The sequence below is a fragment of the Serratia sp. TSA_7 genome (genome assembly GCF_052692135.1).
The window spans coordinates 157488-179453 of the sequence record NZ_JBQZFU010000004.1; the positions used below are offsets into that span (position 1 = coordinate 157488).

General features: G+C 56.4%; 19 protein-coding genes. 2 read left to right on the plus strand and 17 right to left on the minus strand.

Translation table 11 applies throughout. The features are described 5' to 3' along the window. Positions 1–8 precede the first annotated feature (8 nt). The gene (cydA, locus tag ACUTQW_RS15815) at positions 9–1577 is read right to left on the minus strand and encodes a cytochrome ubiquinol oxidase subunit I (RefSeq protein WP_004949759.1); all 1569 of its coding nucleotides are present in this window, start codon (positions 1575–1577) and stop codon (positions 9–11) included. A 683-nt stretch (positions 1578–2260) separates the two neighbouring features. Here cydA and ACUTQW_RS15820 point away from each other — a divergent pair. After that, entirely contained in the window at positions 2261–4159 is a 1899-nt protein-coding gene (locus ACUTQW_RS15820) for a bifunctional metallophosphatase/5'-nucleotidase (protein WP_006324111.1), read from the plus strand. 65 nt (positions 4160–4224) lie between these two features. Here ACUTQW_RS15820 and sucD read toward each other — a convergent pair whose 3' ends face one another. The 8 genes from sucD to sdhC all read right to left on the minus strand — a co-directional run bounded on the left by sucD (position 4225) and on the right by sdhC (position 13934). Beyond that, on the minus strand, positions 4225–5097 hold the full coding sequence (gene sucD, locus ACUTQW_RS15825; protein WP_004949757.1) for a succinate--CoA ligase subunit alpha: 873 nt from the start codon (positions 5095–5097) through the stop codon (positions 4225–4227). Then, positions 5097–6263, minus strand: a complete 1167-nt coding sequence (gene sucC, locus ACUTQW_RS15830) for an ADP-forming succinate--CoA ligase subunit beta (protein WP_004949756.1) — start codon at positions 6261–6263, stop codon at positions 5097–5099. Before sucC ends, sucD begins: the two co-directional genes overlap by 1 nt. Before the next feature lie 117 nt (positions 6264–6380). After that, on the minus strand, positions 6381–7601 hold the full coding sequence (odhB, locus tag ACUTQW_RS15835; protein WP_004949755.1) for a 2-oxoglutarate dehydrogenase complex dihydrolipoyllysine-residue succinyltransferase: 1221 nt from the start codon (positions 7599–7601) through the stop codon (positions 6381–6383). Between the two features lie 18 nt (positions 7602–7619). Further along, positions 7620–10427, minus strand: coding sequence for a 2-oxoglutarate dehydrogenase E1 component (gene sucA, locus ACUTQW_RS15840; RefSeq protein ID WP_004949754.1), 2808 nt, complete (start codon positions 10425–10427; stop codon positions 7620–7622). A 276-nt stretch (positions 10428–10703) separates the two neighbouring features. Further along, positions 10704–11420: a succinate dehydrogenase iron-sulfur subunit gene (locus tag ACUTQW_RS15845; RefSeq protein WP_004949752.1), complete on the minus strand. Its 717-nt coding sequence runs from the start codon at positions 11418–11420 to the stop codon at positions 10704–10706. Between the two features lie 16 nt (positions 11421–11436). Beyond that, positions 11437–13203, minus strand: coding sequence for a succinate dehydrogenase flavoprotein subunit (gene sdhA, locus ACUTQW_RS15850; protein ID WP_004949751.1), 1767 nt, complete (start codon positions 13201–13203; stop codon positions 11437–11439). After that, positions 13204–13551, minus strand: a complete 348-nt coding sequence (gene sdhD / locus ACUTQW_RS15855; RefSeq protein ID WP_004949748.1) for a succinate dehydrogenase membrane anchor subunit — start codon at positions 13549–13551, stop codon at positions 13204–13206. It abuts the gene before it with no gap. Next, the gene (gene sdhC, locus ACUTQW_RS15860; RefSeq protein ID WP_004949747.1) at positions 13545–13934 is read right to left on the minus strand and encodes a succinate dehydrogenase cytochrome b556 subunit; all 390 of its coding nucleotides are present in this window, start codon (positions 13932–13934) and stop codon (positions 13545–13547) included. The genes sdhD and sdhC overlap by 7 nt, the downstream gene beginning before the upstream one ends. A gap of 735 nt (positions 13935–14669) precedes the next feature. Between sdhC and ACUTQW_RS15865 the strand changes: the two genes are divergently transcribed. Further along, positions 14670–15962 carry a citrate synthase gene (locus ACUTQW_RS15865; protein ID WP_004949745.1) on the plus strand — a complete coding sequence of 431 codons (1293 nt, stop codon included), beginning with the start codon at positions 14670–14672 and terminating at the stop codon, positions 15960–15962. 60 nt (positions 15963–16022) lie between these two features. Here the strand turns inward: ACUTQW_RS15865 and nei are convergent, their stop codons facing one another. The 8 genes from nei to ACUTQW_RS15905 form a co-directional block, all read right to left on the minus strand. Then, on the minus strand, positions 16023–16814 hold the full coding sequence (nei, locus tag ACUTQW_RS15870; protein WP_063202496.1) for an endonuclease VIII: 792 nt from the start codon (positions 16812–16814) through the stop codon (positions 16023–16025). Between the two features lie 56 nt (positions 16815–16870). Then, positions 16871–17515, minus strand: a complete 645-nt coding sequence (gene pcp, locus ACUTQW_RS15875) for a pyroglutamyl-peptidase I (protein WP_445654886.1) — start codon at positions 17513–17515, stop codon at positions 16871–16873. An 8-nt stretch (positions 17516–17523) separates the two neighbouring features. Continuing rightward, on the minus strand, positions 17524–17718 hold the full coding sequence (locus ACUTQW_RS15880; protein ID WP_277749124.1) for a 5-oxoproline transporter, DUF979 family subunit: 195 nt from the start codon (positions 17716–17718) through the stop codon (positions 17524–17526). Positions 17719–17748: 30 nt separating this feature from the next. Continuing rightward, on the minus strand, positions 17749–18486 hold the full coding sequence (gene pxpA, locus ACUTQW_RS15885) for a 5-oxoprolinase subunit PxpA (RefSeq protein ID WP_445654887.1): 738 nt from the start codon (positions 18484–18486) through the stop codon (positions 17749–17751). Continuing rightward, a complete protein-coding gene (pxpC, locus tag ACUTQW_RS15890; RefSeq protein WP_202290265.1) occupies positions 18476–19408 on the minus strand; it encodes a 5-oxoprolinase subunit PxpC in 933 nt (310 codons plus the stop codon). Before pxpC ends, pxpA begins: the two co-directional genes overlap by 11 nt. Beyond that, positions 19402–20064, minus strand: a complete 663-nt coding sequence (pxpB, locus tag ACUTQW_RS15895) for a 5-oxoprolinase subunit PxpB (protein WP_445654888.1) — start codon at positions 20062–20064, stop codon at positions 19402–19404. Before pxpB ends, pxpC begins: the two co-directional genes overlap by 7 nt. A 152-nt stretch (positions 20065–20216) precedes the next feature. Then, positions 20217–20960 carry a type 2 GTP cyclohydrolase I gene (locus ACUTQW_RS15900; protein WP_004949728.1) on the minus strand — a complete coding sequence of 248 codons (744 nt, stop codon included), beginning with the start codon at positions 20958–20960 and terminating at the stop codon, positions 20217–20219. A 17-nt stretch (positions 20961–20977) separates the two neighbouring features. Beyond that, a complete protein-coding gene (locus ACUTQW_RS15905) occupies positions 20978–21958 on the minus strand; it encodes an MBL fold metallo-hydrolase (protein ID WP_006324103.1) in 981 nt (326 codons plus the stop codon). Positions 21959–21966 lie beyond the last annotated feature (8 nt).

Below are 21966 nucleotides of genomic sequence, written 5' to 3' on the forward strand. Positions count from 1 at the left end.
ACTCCTGTTTAGCGCGCTTCCTGCACGGCGGCAGTCGGTTGTTCAAAGTGGTAGCGGCCAGTTTTCAGGCTGCTTGGACCCAGACGCGCAAATTTGAACATCAGGTACATCTCAGCCACCAGGAACAGGGTGTACAAGCCGCAAATCAGCCCCATCGAGAACAGAATGTCGCCCGCAGTCAGTGAAGAGTTGGCGACAGCCGTCGGCAGCACCTCACCGATCGCCCAGGGTTGACGACCGTATTCGGCCACAAACCAGCCGGCTTCGATCGCAATCCAGGGCAGCGGCAAGCCATACAGCGCCGCGCGATGCAGCCATTTTCTCTGACCGATGCGCCCGCGAATCACGCTCCAGAACGACAGGCCGATAATGAACAGCATCAGCACGCCACAAGCCACCATGATGCGGAAGGCGAAGTACAGCGGTGCCACGCGTGGGATGGAGTCTTTGGTCGCTTGCTGGATCTGCGCTTCCGTCGCGTCGGTGACGTTCGGGGTATAACGCTTCAGCAACAGACCGTAGCCCAGATCCTGCTTGGCTTTATTGAACTCGGCGCGCACGGCCGGATCGGTATTGCCGCCACGCAGCTCTTCGAGCAATTGGTAGGCTTTCATCCCGTTGCGGATACGCACTTCATGCTGCGCCATCAGATCTTTCAGGCCGGTGACCTGGGTGTCCGTTGAGCGAGTCGCAATCAGCCCGAGCGCGTAAGGGATTTGAATCGCGTAGGAGTTTTCCATTTTATCCTGATTCGGGATCCCGAACAGGGTAAAGGCGGCCGGAGCCGGTTGGGTTTCCCACTCGGCTTCGATAGCGGCCAGCTTGGTTTTCTGCACGTCGCCCATTTCGTAACCGGATTCATCACCCAGCACGATAACGGACAATACGGCAGCCATACCGAAACTGGCGGCAATGGCGAAGGAGCGCTTGGCAAAGGCAACATCGCGGCCTTTCAACAGGTAGTAAGAGCTGATGCCCAGAACGAACATCGCGCCACAGGTGTAGCCGGCAGCCACGGTGTGCACAAACTTCACCTGCGCAACCGGGTTGAGCACCAATTCGGAGAAGCTGAGCATCTCCATGCGCATGGTTTCGAAGTTGAAGTCAGAGGCGATCGGGTTCTGCATCCAGCCGTTGGCAACCAGGATCCACAGTGCGGAGAAGTTCGAGCCCAGCGCCACCAGCCAGGTTACCGCCATGTGCTGCACTTTGCTCAGACGATCCCAGCCGAAGAAGAACAGCCCGACCAACGTCGATTCAAGGAAGAACGCCATCAGACCTTCGATGGCCAGCGGGGCCCCGAAAATATCACCGACGTAATGGGAGAAATATGACCAGTTGGTCCCGAACTGGAACTCCATGGTCAAACCGGTGGCCACACCCAGAGCAAAGTTAATCGCAAATAACTTGCCCCAGAATTTGGTCATATCTTTATAGATTTGTTTGCCAGACAGCACATATACCGTTTCCATAATTGCCAGCAAAAACGCCATGCCTAGCGTTAATGGGACAAATAAGAAATGGTACATCGCCGTTAAAGCAAACTGTAAGCGCGACAGTTCGACAATATCAAACATCTTGACTCCTTGCTCCTCGCAGGAAGACTCCGACATGCGGTTATCGGTAATACATCTTTCGAAGACACCGGTAACGCCCCGCAGTGAATGCCCTTAAACACAACAAATTTGATCCAGCTTCTCCGCTTTCAACCGCACACTCACCGCAAGGCCACACGGGCCAACGTCAAGCACACCACTGAAAACCGACAACGGGTAACAAATGCAACAAGATCAACCATCCATAATCACAACATGGATGATACTCGCCCAATCCCACACAATAAATAGGTTTTTGCGTGATGTGGGTTAGACTTTTGGTTACAGGTCAAATCTTGGCCAAAAGAGGTACTCTGGGCTAATTTGATCTGAAACAATTTAAGCCTATCTTAGTATTATTTCCATATTCATCAGCACATTTCTCATAATTTTCTTAGGGTCATGTTGCGTAATGGTTTAATTGTTTTTTAATGATATTTTTGTGTTAAATAAATGTAATTTAAAAGCGGTGCCATTGTATTATTACGCGCTTATTATGCGACATAATTAACTTTTTATTTCCAATAATCGAACACAGTGATTTCAGTCACAAAAGCAAAAAACTCTCTCCAATATTAGTCTATTTTTAGCTATTTGATCGTAAAGGTTGCATTTTTGTAGCAAAATAGAATCTTGTATAAAAAATCTTTGGCCTACAATAACTTATGAAAAAAATTCTTTTTGCCTCTGTTCTTGGACTCTCTGGGAGCGCCATCGCCGCGGAAACGGTGAATATTACGTTGCTGGGCACCTCTGACCTGCACGGCACCTTCGTGCCCTGGGACTACGCCAGCGATACCGAAAACCTGGCAGGCAGTCTGAGCCAGATCGCCACTCAGATTAAAAAACTGCGTGCCGAACAACCCAACCTGATCCTGGTTGACGCCGGCGACACCATTCAGGGCAATTTTGTCGAAACCTTCAAACATGAGGCCATCAGCCCGATGATGCTGGGCTTCAACGCGCTCAAGTACGACGTCTGGGTGATGGGCAACCACGAGTTCGATTTCGGCCTGCCGGTGCTGGCGACGCCACTCAAGCAGTTTGAAGGCACCGCGCTGGCGGGCAATATTTTCTGGGATAACGGCAAGCCGTTCCTGCCGGCATACAAAATTATCGAACGCCAGGGCGTTAAAATCGGCATTATCGGCATGGATACGCCAATGACCGCCGAGTTTGCCAAAGGCACCGATCGCACCAAAGGGCTGAACTTTACCGACCCTGTGCAAGCGGTGAAGAACGTAATCAACGAGATTGACGGCCAGGTCGACGCCATCGTTCTGGTGGCGCATATGGGTATCGATAACGAAAACCAGCGGCCAGGCACCGGCGTGGCCGACATTGCCAACGCCAACCCGCAACTGGCCGCGATCGTTGCCGGACATATGCATGTAAAAATCGACAAGGCAGTGGTCAACGGCGTCATTATTACCGAGCCGGATAAATATGGCCGCGCGCTATCGCGCATCGATCTGCAGTTTGAACGGCGCGACGGCAAGTTCGCCCTGATCAATAAAGACAGTTTTACCTACCCGATTAAGGGCATCACACCCGACAGCGGCATGCTGGCCCTCTACCAGCCGTATCACGATATTCTGCGCGCCAATGCCAATCGGGTGGTAGCGACGCTGACCGGCAGCGATCTGGTGCCGGCCGACGAGATCAAGGGTATTCCGCAAGTGCATATTCAGGATACCGGCATCAGCGCCCTGTTCCAGCAAGCCGCCCGTTATTACGCGCCGCAGGCGCAGGTGATCGCCCTGCAAATCGATAATGACTCCGCCAAACTCGATGTCGGTGAAATCAAGGCCAAGGATATCGCGTTTAACTATCAATACGCCGGCGGTGAAATCACCGTTTATCAGCTTAACGGCAAAGCGTTAAAACAGTATATGGAATGGTCTGCCGGTTACTTTAACCAGCTTAAGCCGGGTGATGTTACCTACAGCTTTAACCCGGCGCGTCGCGCCTCCAAATACTCCACCAACGACTTTTTCGACGGCATCACCTACAGCATCGATCTGCGCCAACCCGCCGGTTCGCGCATTACCGATTTACGCCTGGCTGATGGCACCCCGGTTACCGACGAGATGCCGATTCGCCTGGGCATGAATAGTTATCGCATGGGGCATCTGACGCAAAAAGGCGGTGCGCTGGAGGGGCAATCCTTCCCGGTGCTGTCCGACAGTAAGGCGCAATACGGCGAGGAGGAAGGCACCATCCGCAATCTCACCCTGCGTTATCTGACGGAAGTGAAAAAAGGACAATATCAGGGGCTGCCGCAGCAGCGCTGGAAACTGGTGGGCATGGAAGGCTATGAACCCCAGCGGGCGATCGTCAAAAGTCTGTTAAATCAAGGCATCATCCGCGTCCCCACCACCGATGACGGCCGTTATACCAACGTGGCATCAATCAACGTTAAGGATGCATTATTCAGTGACGCCGCCGGCTATAACGCCGCCCTCTCCTCGCTCGAAAAGCAACGGGGAAACAGCAACGACGCAATGCAAAAACAACGTCTGCAGGATCGCATCACGCTGATCAAGGCGCTCAACAGCTTCTGACCCTTTTCCATAAAAAAGGCCACCCAAAAGGGTGGCCACAATCATGTCGAGACAGTCTTGCCGTATCAGCGATTCAATACCGCTTTTACCGCTTCACCGATGTCAGCCAAGCTGCGTACGGTTTTAACTCCGGCCGCTTCCAGCGCTGCGAATTTTTCGTCCGCAGTGCCTTTGCCGCCGGCGATGATGGCGCCTGCGTGGCCCATACGTTTGCCTTTCGGCGCAGTAACGCCGGCAATGTAGCCAACAACCGGCTTGGTGACGTGTTCTTTGATGTAAGCTGCCGCTTCTTCTTCCGCGCTACCGCCGATCTCGCCGATCATCACAATCGCTTCAGTCTGCGGATCTTCCTGGAACATTTTCAGGATATCGATGAAGTTGGAGCCTGGGATCGGGTCGCCGCCGATGCCCACACAGGTAGACTGGCCCAGACCGGTATCGGTGGTTTGCTTAACCGCTTCATAGGTCAGGGTGCCAGAGCGGGAAACGATGCCCACTTTGCCCGGCAGGTGGATGTGGCCTGGCATGATGCCGATTTTGCACTCGCCCGGAGTGATAACGCCTGGGCAGTTCGGGCCAATCATGCGCACGCCGGCTTCATCCAGCTTCACTTTCACGGTCAGCATATCCAGCGTAGGGATGCCTTCGGTGATGGTGATGATCAGTTTGATGCCTGCATCAATAGCTTCCAGAATGGAATCTTTGCAGAACGGCGCCGGTACGTAGATCACGGACGCAGTAGCGCCGGTCGCTTCGACCGCTTCACGCACGGTGTTGAACACCGGCAGACCCAGGTGTTGAGTGCCGCCTTTGCCCGGCGTAACGCCACCGACCATTTTAGTGCCGTAAGCGATAGCCTGCTCGGAGTGGAAGGTCCCCTGGCTACCGGTGAAGCCCTGGCAAATTACTTTGGTGTTCTTATCGATTAAAATGGACATTATTTACCCTCCACTGCCGCAACAACTTGCTGAGCCGCATCAGTCAGGCTGGTCGCAGCAATGATATTCAGACCGCTGTCCGCCAGTTTTTTGGCGCCCAGTTCGGCATTGTTCCCTTCCAGACGCACGACCACAGGGACGTTAACGCCCACTTCGGCGACTGCGCCAATGATGCCGTCGGCGATCAGATCGCAGCGCACGATACCACCGAAAATGTTAACCAGAACCGCTTTCACCTTGTCGTCAGACAGGATGATTTTGAACGCTTCGGTCACGCGCTCTTTGGTCGCGCCGCCGCCTACGTCGAGGAAGTTGGCCGGTTCGCCGCCGTGCAGTTTAACGATGTCCATGGTGCCCATCGCCAGACCCGCGCCATTAACCATGCAACCGATGTTGCCGTCGAGAGCAACGTAGTTCAGCTCCCACTGTGCAGCACGGGATTCACGCTCGTCTTCCTGAGAAGGGTCACGCATTTCACGCAGTTCAGACTGGCGGAACAGTGCGTTGCCGTCGGCGCCCAGTTTGCCGTCCAGGCAGATCAGATCGCCCTGCTTGGTGACTACCAGCGGGTTGATCTCAACCATCGCCAGGTCGCGCTCCAGGAACAGCGTCGCCAAGCCCATGAAGATCTTGGCGAACTGGCCGACTTGCTTGCCGGTCAGGCCCAGTTTGAAGGCCAGCTCACGGCCCTGGTAAGGCTGTGGGCCTGCCAGTGGGTCGATGGTCATTTTGTGGATCAGTTCCGGGGTTTCTTCCGCAACTTTTTCAATCTCAACGCCACCTTCGGTGGATGCCATAAACACCACACGACGGCTTGCACGGTCAACTACCGCGCCCAGATACAGTTCTTTATCGATGTCGGTCGCCGCTTCTACCAGGATCTGGTGAACCGGTTGGCCCAGCGCGTCAGTCTGGTAGGTCACCAGACGTTTGCCCAGCCAGGCTTCAGCGAAAGCACGAATGTCTTCTTTGCTGTTAACCACTTTAACGCCGCCAGCTTTACCGCGACCGCCAGCATGAACCTGACATTTTACCACCCACGGGCCGGAGCCGATTTTGGATGCGGCTTCTTCTGCTTCACGCGGTGTGGTACAGGCGTAACCGGTTGGTGCCGGCATGCCATACCGAGCAAACAGCTGTTTTGCCTGATATTCGTGTAAATTCATGATGTTCTATCCATTCAGTTCTGAAGGTTTTAGCCGAGCCATTTTGGCGGAAAACCGCATGACTTTTGTCGGCCACATAGCACAGAGTGTGGGCGCGGCGTACCGCGCCCATCAGGGTTATACGTCCAGCAGCAGACGAGCCGGATCTTCCAGCATTTCTTTCACCGTCACCAGGTAACCAACGGACTCTTTGCCGTCGATCAGGCGGTGATCGTAAGAAAGTGCCAGATACATCATTGGCTGGATCACAACCTGGCCATTCACCGCCATTGGGCGATCTTTAATGGCGTGCATGCCCAGGATGGCGCTCTGCGGTGGGTTGATGATCGGGGTCGACATCAGTGAACCGAATACGCCGCCGTTGGTAATGGTGAAGTTACCGCCGGTCAGTTCTTCCACGGTCAATTTGCCGTCACGGCCTTTGACCGCCAGCTCTTTGATTTTCTTCTCGATGTCCGCCATGCTCATGCTGTCTACATCGCGCAGTACCGGGGTCACCAGGCCGCGTGGGGTAGATACCGCAATGCTGATATCGAAATAGTTGTGGTAGACCACATCAGTACCGTCAATGGAAGCGTTCACTTCCGGGAAGCGTTTCAGCGCTTCAACCACCGCCTTGATGTAGAAGGACATGAAGCCCAGACGTACACCGTGGCGTTTTTCGAAAGCTTCACCGTACTGCTTGCGCAGATCCATGATCGGCTGCATGTTGATTTCATTGAAGGTAGTCAGCATCGCAGTGCTGTTCTTCGCTTCCAACAGACGCTCGGCCACGCGCTTGCGCAGACGGGTCATCGGCACGCGTTTTTCGCTGCGGTTGCTCAGGGCAGGCTGCGGTGCGGCTTCAACTGCGGCTGCGGCCGGCTTGTCGGCTTTCTTGCCGTTAGCCAGATGCGCTTCCACGTCTTCGCGAGTGATGCGACCACCCACGCCGCTGCCTTTGATGGCTGCAGCGTCGAGATCGTGTTCAGCAATCAGACGGCGGATCGCCGGGCTGAGTGCATCGTTGCTCTCTTCTTCCAGGCTGGCGGTTGCGCGCTGGGCCGGAGTGGCTTCTTTAGCCTGGCTCTTCTCTTCGGTCGGCTTGCCAGAGCTGTTGCCCGGGCGAATACGGCCGAGGATCTGGCGAGAAAGCACGGTTGCGCCCTCTTCTTCCACGATCGCATCAAGAATACCTGCTTCGCTGGCCGGCACTTCCAACACAACTTTGTCAGTTTCGATTTCAACCAGAACTTCGTCACGCTGGACGCTGTCGCCTGGTTTCTTGTGCCAGGTGGCTACGGTCGCATCGGCAACCGATTCAGGAAGGTCAGGAACCAGAATATCTACGCTACTCATTTAGCTTTCCCTTAATCTTTATTCAATATTCAGCGCGTCATTAACCAGAGCCTGTTGCTGCTTCTGGTGTACGGACATATAACCGACCGCCGGAGAGGCGGAGGCTGGACGTCCGGCGTAACGTAAAGAAGCCCCGAACGGCACGACTTCACGGAAATTGTGTTGGCTGCAGTACCAGGCGCCCTGGTTCAGCGGCTCTTCCTGGCACCAGACGAAATCATGCACGTGAGCATACTTCTCCAGCACGGCCTGAACGGCCTGGTGCGGGAACGGATACAACTGCTCGATACGTACGATGGCCACGTCTTTCTGGTCGTTCTTGCGGCGCTGTTCCAGCAGATCGTAATAGACCTTACCGGAGCACATCACCACGCGTTTGACCTCTTTCGGATCCAGCTCGTCAATCTCGCCGATAGCCGGCAGGAAGGTGCCGTTAGCCAGTTCTTCCAGAGAAGAAATCGCCAGCGGGTGACGCAGCAGGGATTTCGGTGACATCACCACCAACGGACGGCGCATACCGCGCAGCGCCTGACGACGCAGCATATGGTAAACCTGCGCCGGGGTGGACGGGATGCACACCTGCATATTTTGTTCCGCACACAGCTGCAGGTAACGTTCCAGACGCGCGGAGGAGTGCTCCGGACCCTGGCCTTCGTAACCGTGCGGCAGCAGCATCACCAGGCCACACATACGGCCCCATTTCTGCTCGCCGGAACTGATGAACTGGTCGATCACCACCTGAGCGCCGTTGGCGAAGTCACCGAACTGCGCTTCCCAGATGGTCAGGGTGCGCGGTTCCGCAGTGGCGTAGCCGTATTCGAACGCCAGCACCGCTTCTTCGGACAGCACGGAATCCCAGACTTTAAACTCGCCCTGCCCACTGTGCACATTCGCCAGCGGAACGTAGACCGAACCGTTTTTCTGGTTATGCACCACAGCATGACGGTGGAAGAAGGTCCCGCGCCCGGCATCTTCACCGGAAATGCGAATCGGAATGCCTTCATCGACCATAGTGGCGTAGGCCAGCGTTTCAGCCGCACCCCAGTCGAACGCTTTGTTGCCTGCGGCCATCTCTGCACGGTCGCCGTAGATTTTCGCTACGCGCGACTGCATTTCGATCGCTTCCGGTACGGTGCTGATGCGACGAGCCAGTTCCTGCAAGCGCTTCATCTCAACCTTGCTTGGGTACTCTTCGTCCCACTCGTGGTTCAGGTACGGCGACCAGGTAAAGGAATGCAGATTCATCGGACGCCATTCTTCAACCACGCAATCGCCACGATCGAGCGCATCGCGATACAGGTTGACCATTTCCGTGGCATCTTCCAGGCTCGCGACTTTCTGTTCGGTAAGAACGTCAGCATAAAGCTTGCGCGGCGTCGGGTGTTTTTTGATCTTCTGGTACATCACCGGCTGGGTTGCACTTGGCTCGTCGGCCTCGTTATGCCCATGACGACGGTAGCAGACAAGATCGATCATCACATCGCGTTTGAAGGTGTTACGGAAATCCAACGCCAGACGGGTAACGAACGCCACAGCTTCCGGATCGTCGGCATTGACGTGGAAGATCGGCGACTGCACCATTTTGGCGATATCGGTACAGTATTGGGTCGAGCGCGCATCCAGCGGGTTGGAGGTGGTGAAACCAACCTGGTTGTTGATGACGATACGCACCGTGCCGCCCACTTCGTAACCGCGAGCCTGCGACATGTTCAGGGTTTCCTGAACCACGCCCTGGCCGGTAATGGCGGCATCACCGTGGATGGTGATTGGCAGCACCATGTTGCTGCGCGCTTCGTCCAGACGATCGCGGCGGGCACGTACGGAACCCATCACCACCGGGCTGACGATCTCCAGGTGCGACGGGTTGAACGCCAGCGCCAGGTGAACCATGCCGCCTTCGGTTTCGACGTCGGAGGAGAAGCCCTGGTGATATTTTACGTCACCGGTACCGAGGTGTTCTTTGTGCTTGCCGGCAAACTCGTCGAACAGGTCGGCGGGCTTTTTACCCAGCACGTTGATCAACACGTTCAGACGGCCGCGGTGAGCCATACCCAGCACCACTTCGCGCGTGCCGTTCTTGCCGGCGTGGCGAACCATCTCTTTCAGCATGGGCACCAGCGCATCGCCGCCTTCCAGAGAGAAGCGTTTCGCTCCCGGGAATTTAGCGCCGAGATAGCGTTCCAGACCTTCCGCTGCGGTCAGCTCGTTCAGGAAACGGCGTTTCTCTTCGTTAGTAAAGCTGGCGCGTCCCGCTACCGATTCGATGCGCTGTTGGATCCAGCGTTTCTCTTCGGTATTGGTGATATGCATGTATTCCGCACCGATCGAACCGCAGTAAGTCTGCTTCAGCGCAGCATACAGGTCGCCCAACTTCATGGTTTCTTTGCCGATGGCGAAAGAACCCACGTTAAAGGTTTCCTGGAAGTCGGCGTCGGTCAGATTGTGGTAAGCGGGATCGAGGTCAGCAACGGTCTCTTGCTGCCACAGGCCGAGCGGATCGAGATTGGCATGCTGATGCCCGCGGAAACGGAAGGCGTTGATCAGCTGCAGTACCTTGACCTGTTTGGCGTCGGTGTCTGGATCGTTGATGGTGGTATTGTAACGCGCAGAGTCTTTCGCCAGGCGGCGGAAGTAGTCACGCGTTTGAGAGTGAAGCTGATCGGGTTTAACACCCGCGGTTGGTAGCTGTTGAAAAATGGAACGCCAGCTATCTTCAACGGAGCCCGGATCGGTTAAGAAGTCTTCATAGAGCTGTTCTATGTAAGACTGGTTCGCGCCCGCCAGATAGGAGGAATCCAGCCAGGCCTTCATTGCGCCGTTCTGCATCATGATCCCTTAAGCTTTGAAGCTTTAGTTTTCGCCGTGGTTAACATAATTACCGTGATGGATACGGTTTGCCGTAGAAACGGTTCACTCGACATATCTTATGACCCCAATAAGGCCTGATACGTTTTGTTATGGACCTTGCGGTCCCTTACAAGGAACCTCTAAAAACCGGCGGACGAACCAGGCTGCATAGCGCCGCAGCCGCGGGTCAGTTTTTAGAGGCTCCCTCCTTTGCGATGTGCGCCGGAACCAGCCCGGCGCAGCATCTCATTGCGCTTATGCGCCGCGTTGCAGCAGCATGGACTTGATATGACCGATCGCACGCGTCGGGTTCAAGCCTTTAGGGCATACACTGACACAATTCATAATGCTATGGCAGCGGAAAACACTGAAAGCGTCGTCCAGATCGTCTAAACGTTCTTGTGTTTCCGTGTCACGGCTGTCGATCAGGAAGCGGTACGCCGCCAACAGGCCAGCAGGCCCTACGAACTTGTCAGGATTCCACCAGAACGATGGGCAAGACGTCGAGCAACAGGCGCACAGGATGCATTCATACAGACCATCCAGTTTAGCCCGTTGTTCCGGCGATTGCAGGTGTTCGCGCGCCGGAGGATTCTTGCCGTCGTTCAGCAGGTAAGGCTTGATCTTTTCATACTGGGTATAGAACTGGCCCATATCAACCACCAGATCCCGCACCACCGGCAAACCCGGCAGAGGACGGATCACAATCTTGTTGTTGCCTTTGCGCAACGCCGAGATGGGGGTGATGCATGCCAGGCCGTTCTTGCCGTTCATGTTCAGGCCATCGGAACCGCACACGCCTTCACGGCACGAACGGCGGAACGACAGGGTCGGATCTTTCTCTTTCAACTGGATTAACGCATCCAGCAGCATCATGTCCCGGCCGTCTTCCGCTTCCAGGGTGTAATCCTGCATATGCGGAGCGTCATCAACATCCGGGTTATAGCGATATATTGAGAATTCGAGTTTCATCAATCGATCTCCGCGATCAGTAGGAACGCACTTTCGGTGGGAATGCCGGGCGCAGCTTCGGTTGCATGTTCACTTCACGACGCGTCATGCTTTCCGATTGCGGCTGATACAGCGAATGACACAGCCAGTTGGCATCATCGCGTTCCGGGAAATCGAAGCGGCTGTGCGCCCCACGGCTCTCGGTACGGAAGTTGGCCGACACGGCGGTGGAAAACGCAGTCTCCATCAGGTTATCCAACTCCAGGCATTCGATGCGCTGGGTGTTGAATTCGCTGGAGGTATCGTCCAGGCGTGCGTTCTTCAGGCGTTCACGGATCTCTTTCAACTCTTCCAGCCCTTTCGCCATGGCATCACCTTCACGGAATACCGAGAAGTTGTGCTGCATACAGGCTTGCAGCGCCTTGCGAATTTCGACCGGATCCTCACCCGAACGGGTGTTGTTCCAGCGGTTCAGGCGCTCCAGCGACGCATCCACATCCGATTCGCTGGCGTCACGGCTCTCGCCCTGCTCCGCCAGAGATTCCTGTAAATGCATACCGGCAGCACGACCGAATACCACCAGATCCAGCAGCGAGTTGCCGCCCAGGCGGTTGGCGCCGTGTACCGATACGCAGGCGATTTCGCCCACGGCAAACAGACCCGGGATCACCACATCTTCGCCTTTCTCGTTCACGGTCAGTGCCTGGCCGGTCACCTTGGTCGGTATGCCGCCCATCATGTAGTGACAGGTCGGGATCACCGGGATCGGCTCTTTTACCGGATCGACGTGTGCGAAAGTGCGCGACAATTCCAGAATGCCCGGCAGACGGGATTCCAGCACCTCTTTACCCAGGTGATCCAGCTTCAGCTTGACGTGTGGCCCCCACGGACCGTCGCAGCCGCGGCCTTCGCGGATTTCAATCATGATCGAACGGGCAACGACATCACGGCCCGCCAGGTCTTTGGCGTTCGGCGCATAGCGCTCCATGAAACGCTCGCCGTGTTTGTTCAGCAGGTAACCGCCTTCACCACGGCAACCTTCGGTCACCAATACCCCAGCACCGGCGATGCCGGTCGGGTGGAACTGCCACATTTCCATGTCCTGCACCGGCACGCCGGCGCGCAGCGCCATGCCGACACCGTCACCGGTGTTGATATGCGCGTTGGTGGTGGACTGGTAAATACGGCCTGCACCGCCGGTCGCCAGTACGGTAGCTTTGGCTTTGAAGTACACCACTTCACCGGTTTCGATACAGATAGCCGTGGTGCCCACCACCGCGCCATCCTGGTTTTTCACCAGATCCAGCGCATACCACTCGGAGAAAATGGTGGTATGGTTTTTCAGGTTCTGTTGATACAGGGTGTGCAACAGGGCGTGACCGGTACGGTCCGCCGCCGCCGCGGTGCGTGCCGCCTGCTCGCCACCAAAGTTCAGTGACTGGCCGCCGAACGGACGCTGATAGATGCGGCCTTCATCGGTACGGGAGAACGGCAGCCCCATGTGTTCCAGCTCCAGAACCGCTTCCGGGCCGGTTTTACACATATATTCGATGGCGTCCTGGTCACCGATGTAATCGGAACCTTTCACCGTGTCATACATATGCCATTCCCAGTTATCTGCGTGGTTATTGCCCAGGGCTACGGTAATGCCGCCCTGCGCAGACACGGTATGGGAACGGGTCGGGAATACTTTGGATATCAGGGCGCACGTGGAGCCCGCTTGAGAAATCTGCAGTGCCGCGCGCATACCTGCGCCACCAGCACCGATAACTACAGCATCAAACTCTCTGACCGGCAGTTTCATTTACACACCCCACACTACGATTGTTCCGTACAGCAAATAGACCAGCAACACGACAACGATTGCCAGTTGCAACACCAGACGCACTGCCAGCGGTTTGACGTAGTCCGTCAACACCTGCCACAAACCGACCCAGGCGTGAACCAGAATCGACAGCAGCGTCAGCAGCGTGAACACTTTCGTAATAGAGGTGGCGAAGAAGCCGCGCCAGATTTCATAGGTGAGATCCGGAGCCGTGACGAAGAAGCCCAGGATATACAGCACGTACAGGGTGATGACGATAGCGGAAGCACGCAGTAACAACCAGTCGTGTACGCCGTTGCGCCCTAATGCAGAAACATTGTTTACCATACGAGGACTCCAGCCAGAACTGACAGCACGACGGTCAGACCGATCGCCACCTGGGCGGAACGGGTACCGGCGGCTAAACTCTCTTCGATATAGCCAAAATCCATTAACAAGTGACGGATGCCACCGCAAATGTGATAGGCCAGCGCCGTGAGGATGCCCCAGAATATGAATTTGACAACGAAGCTATTCATGATGGCAGCAGCCTGCATGAAACCCTCTTGGGAAGAGAGAGACAGGCCCAGCAGCCAGAGGAGGATACCCACGGCAACGAAGGTAATTACGCCAGAGACTCGGTGTAAGATGGACGCTATCGCAGTTACAGGAAACTGAATCGTTTGCAGATCCAGGTTGACAGGTCTTTGTTTTTTCACGTTTTTGCCCACACAGCTCTTATTATTTTCCTTCCTCCGGACCTGGGCGGGGATCAGACAGCGTTAAGAGCCAAAACCCTTACACGTCACACGCTTAAACCTCAACATCCTCTGAGCTTAAACGGTGCGCATTTATAACGCTGGGTGCTCCTACTTCAGGGTAATCCGGAGACCTGGCGGCAGTATAGGAGGATCACATTCTGATTACAATTCCCATACAATCTGTTTGGTAACATTTCCCCCGAACAGTGATTTACATCACGGATTTCACAATTGGCACAAAATTAATTATCTGATTTGACAAGAGATCAACATTTCCATTACATATAGGGGCACAAACGGTCCTATGATGCGCTATAGGTCAGCGGATACACTTCCCCCAGTGTTCAAGATATGCAACAGTGTATTTGGCAGAACCTATCCCAATAGCCGTTTTTGCCGGTCATGTTTGCAACAAATCACCGCAGGTAAAAGCAAATAAGGCAGATAAAACAGCTTATTGGGATAGGTTCATAAAACCCCCGAACACGTCGTAGGTACGATTAACAGAATATAACGAATTCCGATGAATCGTTAACAACTGGTCACCCGCCTCGTTCGCCTGGTTAGCACTCTGTACCCTACCCGCGCAATTGCGCAGTCGCTCACAGAGTTAGCGTCCGCTCCATTTTTTGCGGGCAACCTGCGGAGAATTAAGGTATTTCAGTTGTTAGAGGTTTTTAAAATAAGGCGCTAAGGAGACAGTAAATGACTGATAAGAAAGCGACGCTAACCATTAACGATGGTGAAGCTCCGATCGAACTGGGCGTATTATCCCCGACACTGGGCCCCGATGTCCTCGATGTCCGCGCTCTGGGCTCCAAAGGTTATTTCACATTTGATCCCGGCTTTACTTCTACCGCTTCCTGCGAATCCAAAATCACCTTTATCGACGGTGACAAAGGCGTGCTGCTGCACCGCGGTTTCCCGATCGAACAGCTGGCGAAAGAGTCTTCCTACCTGGAAGTGTGTTACATACTGCTGTACGGCGAGACCCCGACCGCAGAAGAATTCGAGACCTTCAAAACCACCGTAACCCGTCATACCATGATCCACGACCAGATTACCCATCTGTTCCGTGGCTTCCGTCGTGACTCGCACCCTATGGCGGTGCTGTGCGGCGTGACCGGGGCGCTGGCGGCGTTCTACCACGATGCGCTGGATGTGAACAACGAGCGCCATCGCGAGATCACCGCGTTCCGCCTGCTGTCCAAAATGCCTACCGTGGCGGCGATGTGTTACAAATATTCCCTGGGCCAGCCGTTCGTTTATCCACGTAACGATCTGTCCTACGCCGGCAACTTCCTGCACATGATGTTCGCTACCCCGTGTGAAGAATACGTGGTGAATCCGGTGCTGGAACGCGCAATGGATCGCATCCTGATCCTGCACGCCGACCACGAGCAAAACGCGTCCACTTCTACCGTACGTACCGCAGGTTCTTCGGGCGCTAACCCGTTTGCCTGTATTGCAGCCGGTATCGCCTCCCTGTGGGGGCCGGCGCACGGCGGTGCCAACGAAGCCGCACTGAAGATGCTCGAAGAGATCAAAACCGTTGAGCACATCCCAGAGTTCATCAAGCGCGCGAAAGACAAGAACGATTCGTTCCGTCTGATGGGCTTCGGCCACCGCGTGTACAAGAACTACGATCCGCGCGCCACCGTGATGCGCGAAACCTGTCACGAAGTGCTGAAAGAACTGAACAAGAAGGACGACAACCTGTTGGAAGTGGCGATGGAGCTGGAACACATCGCGCTGAACGACCCGTACTTCATCGAGAAGAAACTGTACCCGAACGTCGATTTCTACTCAGGCATCATCCTGAAAGCGATGGGTATCCCTTCTTCCATGTTCACCGTTATTTTTGCCATCGCCCGTACCATCGGCTGGATTGCACACTGGAACGAAATGCATGACGAAGGCATCAAAATTGCCCGTCCGCGTCAGCTGTATACCGGCTATGCCGAACGTGATTTCAAATCCCAGCTGAAAAACAAATAACGCCGCTTTACCCTACATAAAGCAGCACAGCGCCGCCCGATTGGGCGGCGTTTTTTTTTGCTACTTTTGGCAACCGGGGCACCAATAAAACGGCCGTGACGACAGTTGGGTTCTGACAATCATCGCGCCGCAGCGCTCGCAAGGCTCACCGCTGCGGTGGAAAACCTTAAAGCTGAACAGTGCGCCATGATGGCGATTCTCATCCACCTGCCCGCGCGTCTGGTAAGACAGGCGAGGCACCGCCAGCAGAGCCTGCGCCAGCCGCTGCAGCGTTTCCGGCATCAGGTCCTGTGGCCGGTGCTGTGGCGCCAGTTCCGCCTGCCAGAGAATTTCGGCGCGCAGGTAGTTGCCCAACCCGGCAAGAAACCCCTGGTCGAGCAGCATGCCCCCCAATTGTCGGCGGCGAAACGCCGGCGACAGCAGCCGTTGTGCCACCATTGTCACCGTCAGCGACATATCCAGCACATCGGGACCAATGCGTTGCAAAAACGGATGTTGTTCAATCTCTTCGCGCGGGCCCAGGGTGATCTCCGAGGCGCTGTACAATAAAATCGCCTGCTGCGCCGTTTCCAGCCGCACGCGCAAATCACGCTTGGTATCCGGCGATTCTCCCGCTTTTGCCACTTTCCACACGCCATACAGCTGGTTGTGGCTGTACATCGTCAGCCCGTTAGAAAAGTGGGTCAGCAGCGCCTTGCCGCGTGGCTCGATAGCAATGATACGTTCACCGATTAACCGATCGCGGTAATGTTTAAGCTGGGGAAAAGCGAAGCCCACTTCCGTCAGCGGCTGGTCGATCACCGCCGCAGCCAGCGCATCCGCCGCCCGGCGAATTTCCGGTCCTTCCGGCATATTGCAACTCCTGAATTAGCCGGGCCTCCGCAGCGAGAAGCCCATAGAAAACACGATTAATGCGTCGCGCCGCCAACCACTTTCAGATCGTGCTCCACCTGCAACGCGATGGAGATAGCCAACTCCAGAGCGAACAGCACCGTCTGCGACGCCATGCTGGGTGCGCCAGGGTGGGCGGCAGCCTGCTCCGGCAGATAAGGGATATGAATAAACCCGCCCTTAATCTCTTGCTGGCCGTTTAACCAGTGCAACAGGCCGTACATCACGTGGTTGCAGACATAGGTCCCGGCGGTTTGCGATACCGAAGCGGGTATGCCGGCTTCACGCATCGAGTTGACCATCGCCTTTATCGGCAAGGTGCTGAAATAGGCCGCCGGCCCGGCTTCAAGGATCGGTTCGTCGATCGGCTGCCGGCCCTGATTATCAGGAATGCGCGCATCATCGACGTTGATCGCTACCCGCTCTATAGTGATATCGGTGCGTCCTCCGGCCTGGCCGATGGCCAGTACCATCACCGGCTTTACCTCATCAATCGCCGCGTTCAGCACCTCAAGCGCTACGCCAAACACGCAGGGCAGCTGGCGCGCAATGATGCGCGTGCCAACAAATTCCCTGTCGTTCAGTTGCTTTACCACTTCCCACGAAGGATTAACGCGTTCTCCGCCAAAGGGCTCAAAGCCCGTAATCAATACCTTTTGCATGGGTTCTCCTACAAAAACATCAGGAAATAAAGCAGGAACACGTTCACCAACAGCAACAGCGCCCCGGTCGGCACCTGCGCCTTGATCACCGCATTCTTGTCCGGCAATTCCAGCAACGCCGCCGGCACAATAGTAAAGTTAGCAGCCATTGGCGTCATCAGCGTGCCGCACAGCCCGATACGCCTGGTTGTGACTCGAAACACATTGGGAAAGGTTGTGTATTTGGATAATTTTTACCCGGCGCTGACGCTAATGCCCTCTACGGCGAAACGTTCGCGCAGCGTGCGGGCGAAACTCAACGCATGTTCACCGTCGCCATGCAGACAGACGGTTTCCGCCTGCACCGCCGCCCAGGTGCCGTCCTGCGTGCGCACCCGATGATGGCGCACCATTTCCAGCGTTTGCGCCAGCGCCAGTTCGTCGCTGGTGATCAGCGCGCCCGGCTGACCGCGCGGCACCAGCGTGCCGTCGGCCTGATAACCGCGATCGGCGAACACTTCCTGCCGCGTCGCCAACCCCAGTTTCTCTCCGGCGCGGATAAGCTCGCTGCCCGCCAACCCCACCAGCCGCAGAGCAGGATCGACCGCCTTCACCGCCCGGGCGATGGCCTCCGCCAAAGCCGGTTCAACCGCAGCCTGGTTGTACAACATGCCGTGCGGCTTCACATGCACCATCACCCCGCCTTCGGCACGGGCCATCGCCGCCACCGCGCCCAGTTGATACACCACCTGCGCATACACCGTTTCAGGCGGCAGTTGCATGCGGGTACGGCCAAAGTTCTCGCGATCGGGGAAACTGGGGTGCGCGCCTATAGCCACGCCATATTGCAGCGCCCAACGGACCGACTGACGCAGGGTTTGTGCATCGCCTGCGTGAAAACCGCAGGCAATATTGGCCGAACTGACCAGTTGCAACAGCGCCTCGTCGTTGGCACAGCCTTCGCCGAGATCGGCGTTCAGATCAACGCGCATCTAACCCCCAGGCAATTTGTTGGATAAAGCGATCCTGCTCGGCCTTGGCGCGTTGCGCCTCCGCCAGGGTACAGGGAACAAAGTGGATAGCCTCGCCCAGACGGATCTGCGACAAATGGTAGAGATCGGCCTCGATCACGCAGGCAATGCGCGGGTAACCGCCGGTAGTTTGCGCGTCGGCCATCAGCACGATCGGCTGGCCGTTATGCGGCACCTGCACCACGCCCGGCAGCAGGCCGTGCGACAGCATTTCGCGGTCGGTGGTGCGGCCCAGCGCATTGCTGCCGTGCAGGCGATATCCCATGCGGTTACTCTGCGGGCTGAGCTGCCAGGAGGTACGCCAAAAAGCCTCCTGTGCCTCGGGACTGAACTCGGCATACTCCGGTCCCGGCAAGGCGCGGATGCGATTATTGAACAACAGTTGCTTAACGCCACAGCTGTTTTGCGGCACGGAAACCGGCTTGCCCAACGGCAGGCTGTCGCCGTCTTTCAGGTTGCGCCCTTCCAGCCCGCCAAAGGCAGCTTTGATATCGGTACTGCGCGAGCCAAGCATTTCGGGCACGGTGATGCCGCCGGAAATTGCCAAATAGCTGCGCATGCCGCGTTTAGGCATGTTCATGACCAGCCGCTGGCCCGCTTTAACCGGGTAACGCCAGCCGGTCCACAGCGGTTTTTCGTCCAGTTTTGCATCGCAACCGGCCCCGGTCAGAGCGATCCACCCTGACTGGGTGAATTCGGCGCTGAATTGGCCAAGGGTGATTTCCAGCCCGGCATCACCTGGTGAATTCCCCACCAGCAGGTTGGCGATTTTCAACGCCGGCAGGTCAAGCGCACCGCCCTGGCTAACGCCCAGATGGCGGAAACCGTGACGGCCCGCATCCTGTACCGTGGTGTAAATGCCCGCACGCAGGATCTTCAACATACGCCCTCCTTCTGCGGCATGAAGCGCACGTTATCGCCGGGGCGCAGCAGCGTCGGCGGCATGTCATAAGGATTGAATAACGACAGCGGCGTGCGGCCAATCAACTGCCAGCCCCCCGGCGTGACCAGCGGATAAATGCCGGTCTGGCTGCCGCCGATACCGACGGAGCCAGCTGCCACCGCCAGACGCGGTTCGGCGCGACGCGGCGTCGCCAATTTTTCCGGCATGCCGCCCATGTAAGAAAAGCCCGGCTGAAAGCCAAGGAAATAAACCACATAGGCCGCCGAAGAATGGCATTCCACCACCTGCTGCGGCGTCATGCCGGTGTGGTGCGCCACCGCGTCCAGATCAGGCCCATATTCGCCGCCGTAGATCACCGGAATCTCCACCTGGCGCGATGGCGGCATCAGGCTTTCCTCGCTGTCCCAGCCCTGCTGCAGCTGCGCCAACATCGCTTCGGCGTCGGCCTGTGGCGTCTTGAGCAACAGCGTAAGATTGTTCATTCCCGGCACCACTTCAAGCACATCGGGATGATGATTAAATATTTCGGCCAGCGCCCAGATCCGCTGCTGGCTCGGCAGCGTCATCGGCGGCGACAGTTCAAGCACTACGGCTCTTTCACCCAACAGGTAATAACGCGCTCGTTGTCGTTGCACCTGATTCTCCTTAATTACCGCGATGAAAAACACACCAGTTATGCGTGACGCAGCCCCGGCTGTCAATAGAACGCAACCATTGAAAAAATAAGGAATTAAGGCGCAAAAAGGATCCAGCCGGCGCGCAGGGCGGGCCAGATCCCGAGGAAAAATCAGGCGGGGTTCGGGATATCGATAAAGGTCACGTTAAAACCATGATGCTGCGCCAGCCATTCCCCCAGCGCCTTCACACCGCCGCGCTCGGTGGCGTGGTGACCGGCAGCGAAGAAGTGAACGCCCATTTCCCGTGCGGTGTGGATGGTTTGTTCCGATACCTCACCGCTGATAAAGGCGTCCACACCGAAACGCGCCGCGCTATCGATGAAACCCTGGCCGCCGCCGGTACACCAGGCCACGCGACGAATGTGCGCCGGCGCGTTATCGCCACAGTGCAGCACTGCACGGCCCAGTCGGCTCTCAATGCGCTGCTGCAACTCAGCGCCGGTCAGCGGTTGTTCAAACTCGCCGTGCGGCACCAGCGGTTCCACTTCACCAATCACGCGAATGCCAAGCAGATGCGCCAGTTGCGCGTTGTTGCCCAGCACCGGGTGGGCATCCAGCGGCAGATGATAACCGTACAGGTTGATGTCATTGGTCAGCAGCGTTTTCAGCCGATTGCGTTTCATGCCGCGCACCGCCGGCGCTTCGTTTTTCCAGAAATACCCGTGATGCACCAGGATGGCGTCCGCCTGCTGCTCCACCGCCGCATCCAGCAGCGCCTGACAGGCGGTCACGCCGGTGACGATGCGTTTTACGTGCGACCGCCCTTCTACCTGCAGGCCATTCGGCGCATAGTCCTGAAACGCGGCGCTGTTCAGTTCGCTGTTGATCAGATTTTCCAGATCGAGGTTACGCATAATCTTCTCTCTTCAATTCAAAATGTTTGCCGGTCGCCCTGTGCCATCAGGATAAACTTCACGCCCAGATCGTTGCCCTGATCCAGCTGCTGTTTAATGGTAGCGCGCACGTCTTCGCCCTGCTTCAGGCTGGGTTTGATGTGGCTGATCACTACCGGAAAATCCTTCAGCGAGCCTTCGCCGCCGCTGTACTGAGCCAGACTTTTCAGCTCTTTCAACAGCCACGCCGGCGTCAGGTGGCCGTACAGGTTTTTATCTTCAACGCCATTGGGGTAAGAGGTTTCAATAATCATCCCCTTCAGCTTTTTCTGTTCAATTAACGGCCCCAGCGCGCGCCAGGCGGTATCCAGATGGCGCGACTGCTCGAGCGCATCCGGCCCGGTGTCGCCGAAATAGGCGAAGGATCCGCTGCGATCGGACACCAGCAGCATCGAGGAGGAATAACGATCGTGGCTGAGCGGATACATCACGCCGCTCAGGCCGGTGACGCCCAGGGTAAAGCGCTGCTGCGGCCGCACCGTTTGCAACCGATAGGTGCCCAGCCGCGATCCGTTACCGGCGTCGGTGAAGTTTGGCCAAGCCTTCCAGTTAAAGTAATGATTGCGCAAGGTCAGGATGGTATCGGCCTGGGCATAAATATTTTTCTTGCCGTCCTCCGGCGAACCGATAATCAGCCCGGCCACATGGTCCAGATGGCCGTGGCTGATAAAGTAAGCGCCGATCAGTTGCCGGAACACGTAACCCTGAGGGGTATAAGGCGCCGCCAGTTCGGGGGTCACCTGCGGAAAACTGCCTTTTTCCAGCCCTTTGGCAATGCCCGGCAACAGTGAACCGGCATCGAGCGCCAGGTACTGCGGCTGGTTGTCGCTGCGGATCAGATAGGATGTCAGATTGCCGTCGCTGACGCCGCCGTCAACGCCAAGTGCTACCACGTCAAAGCCGGCCAGCGCCAGGGCTGAATAGCCGCTCAAGCACAGGGCCAGCACCTTGTTCATCATTCTTTCGC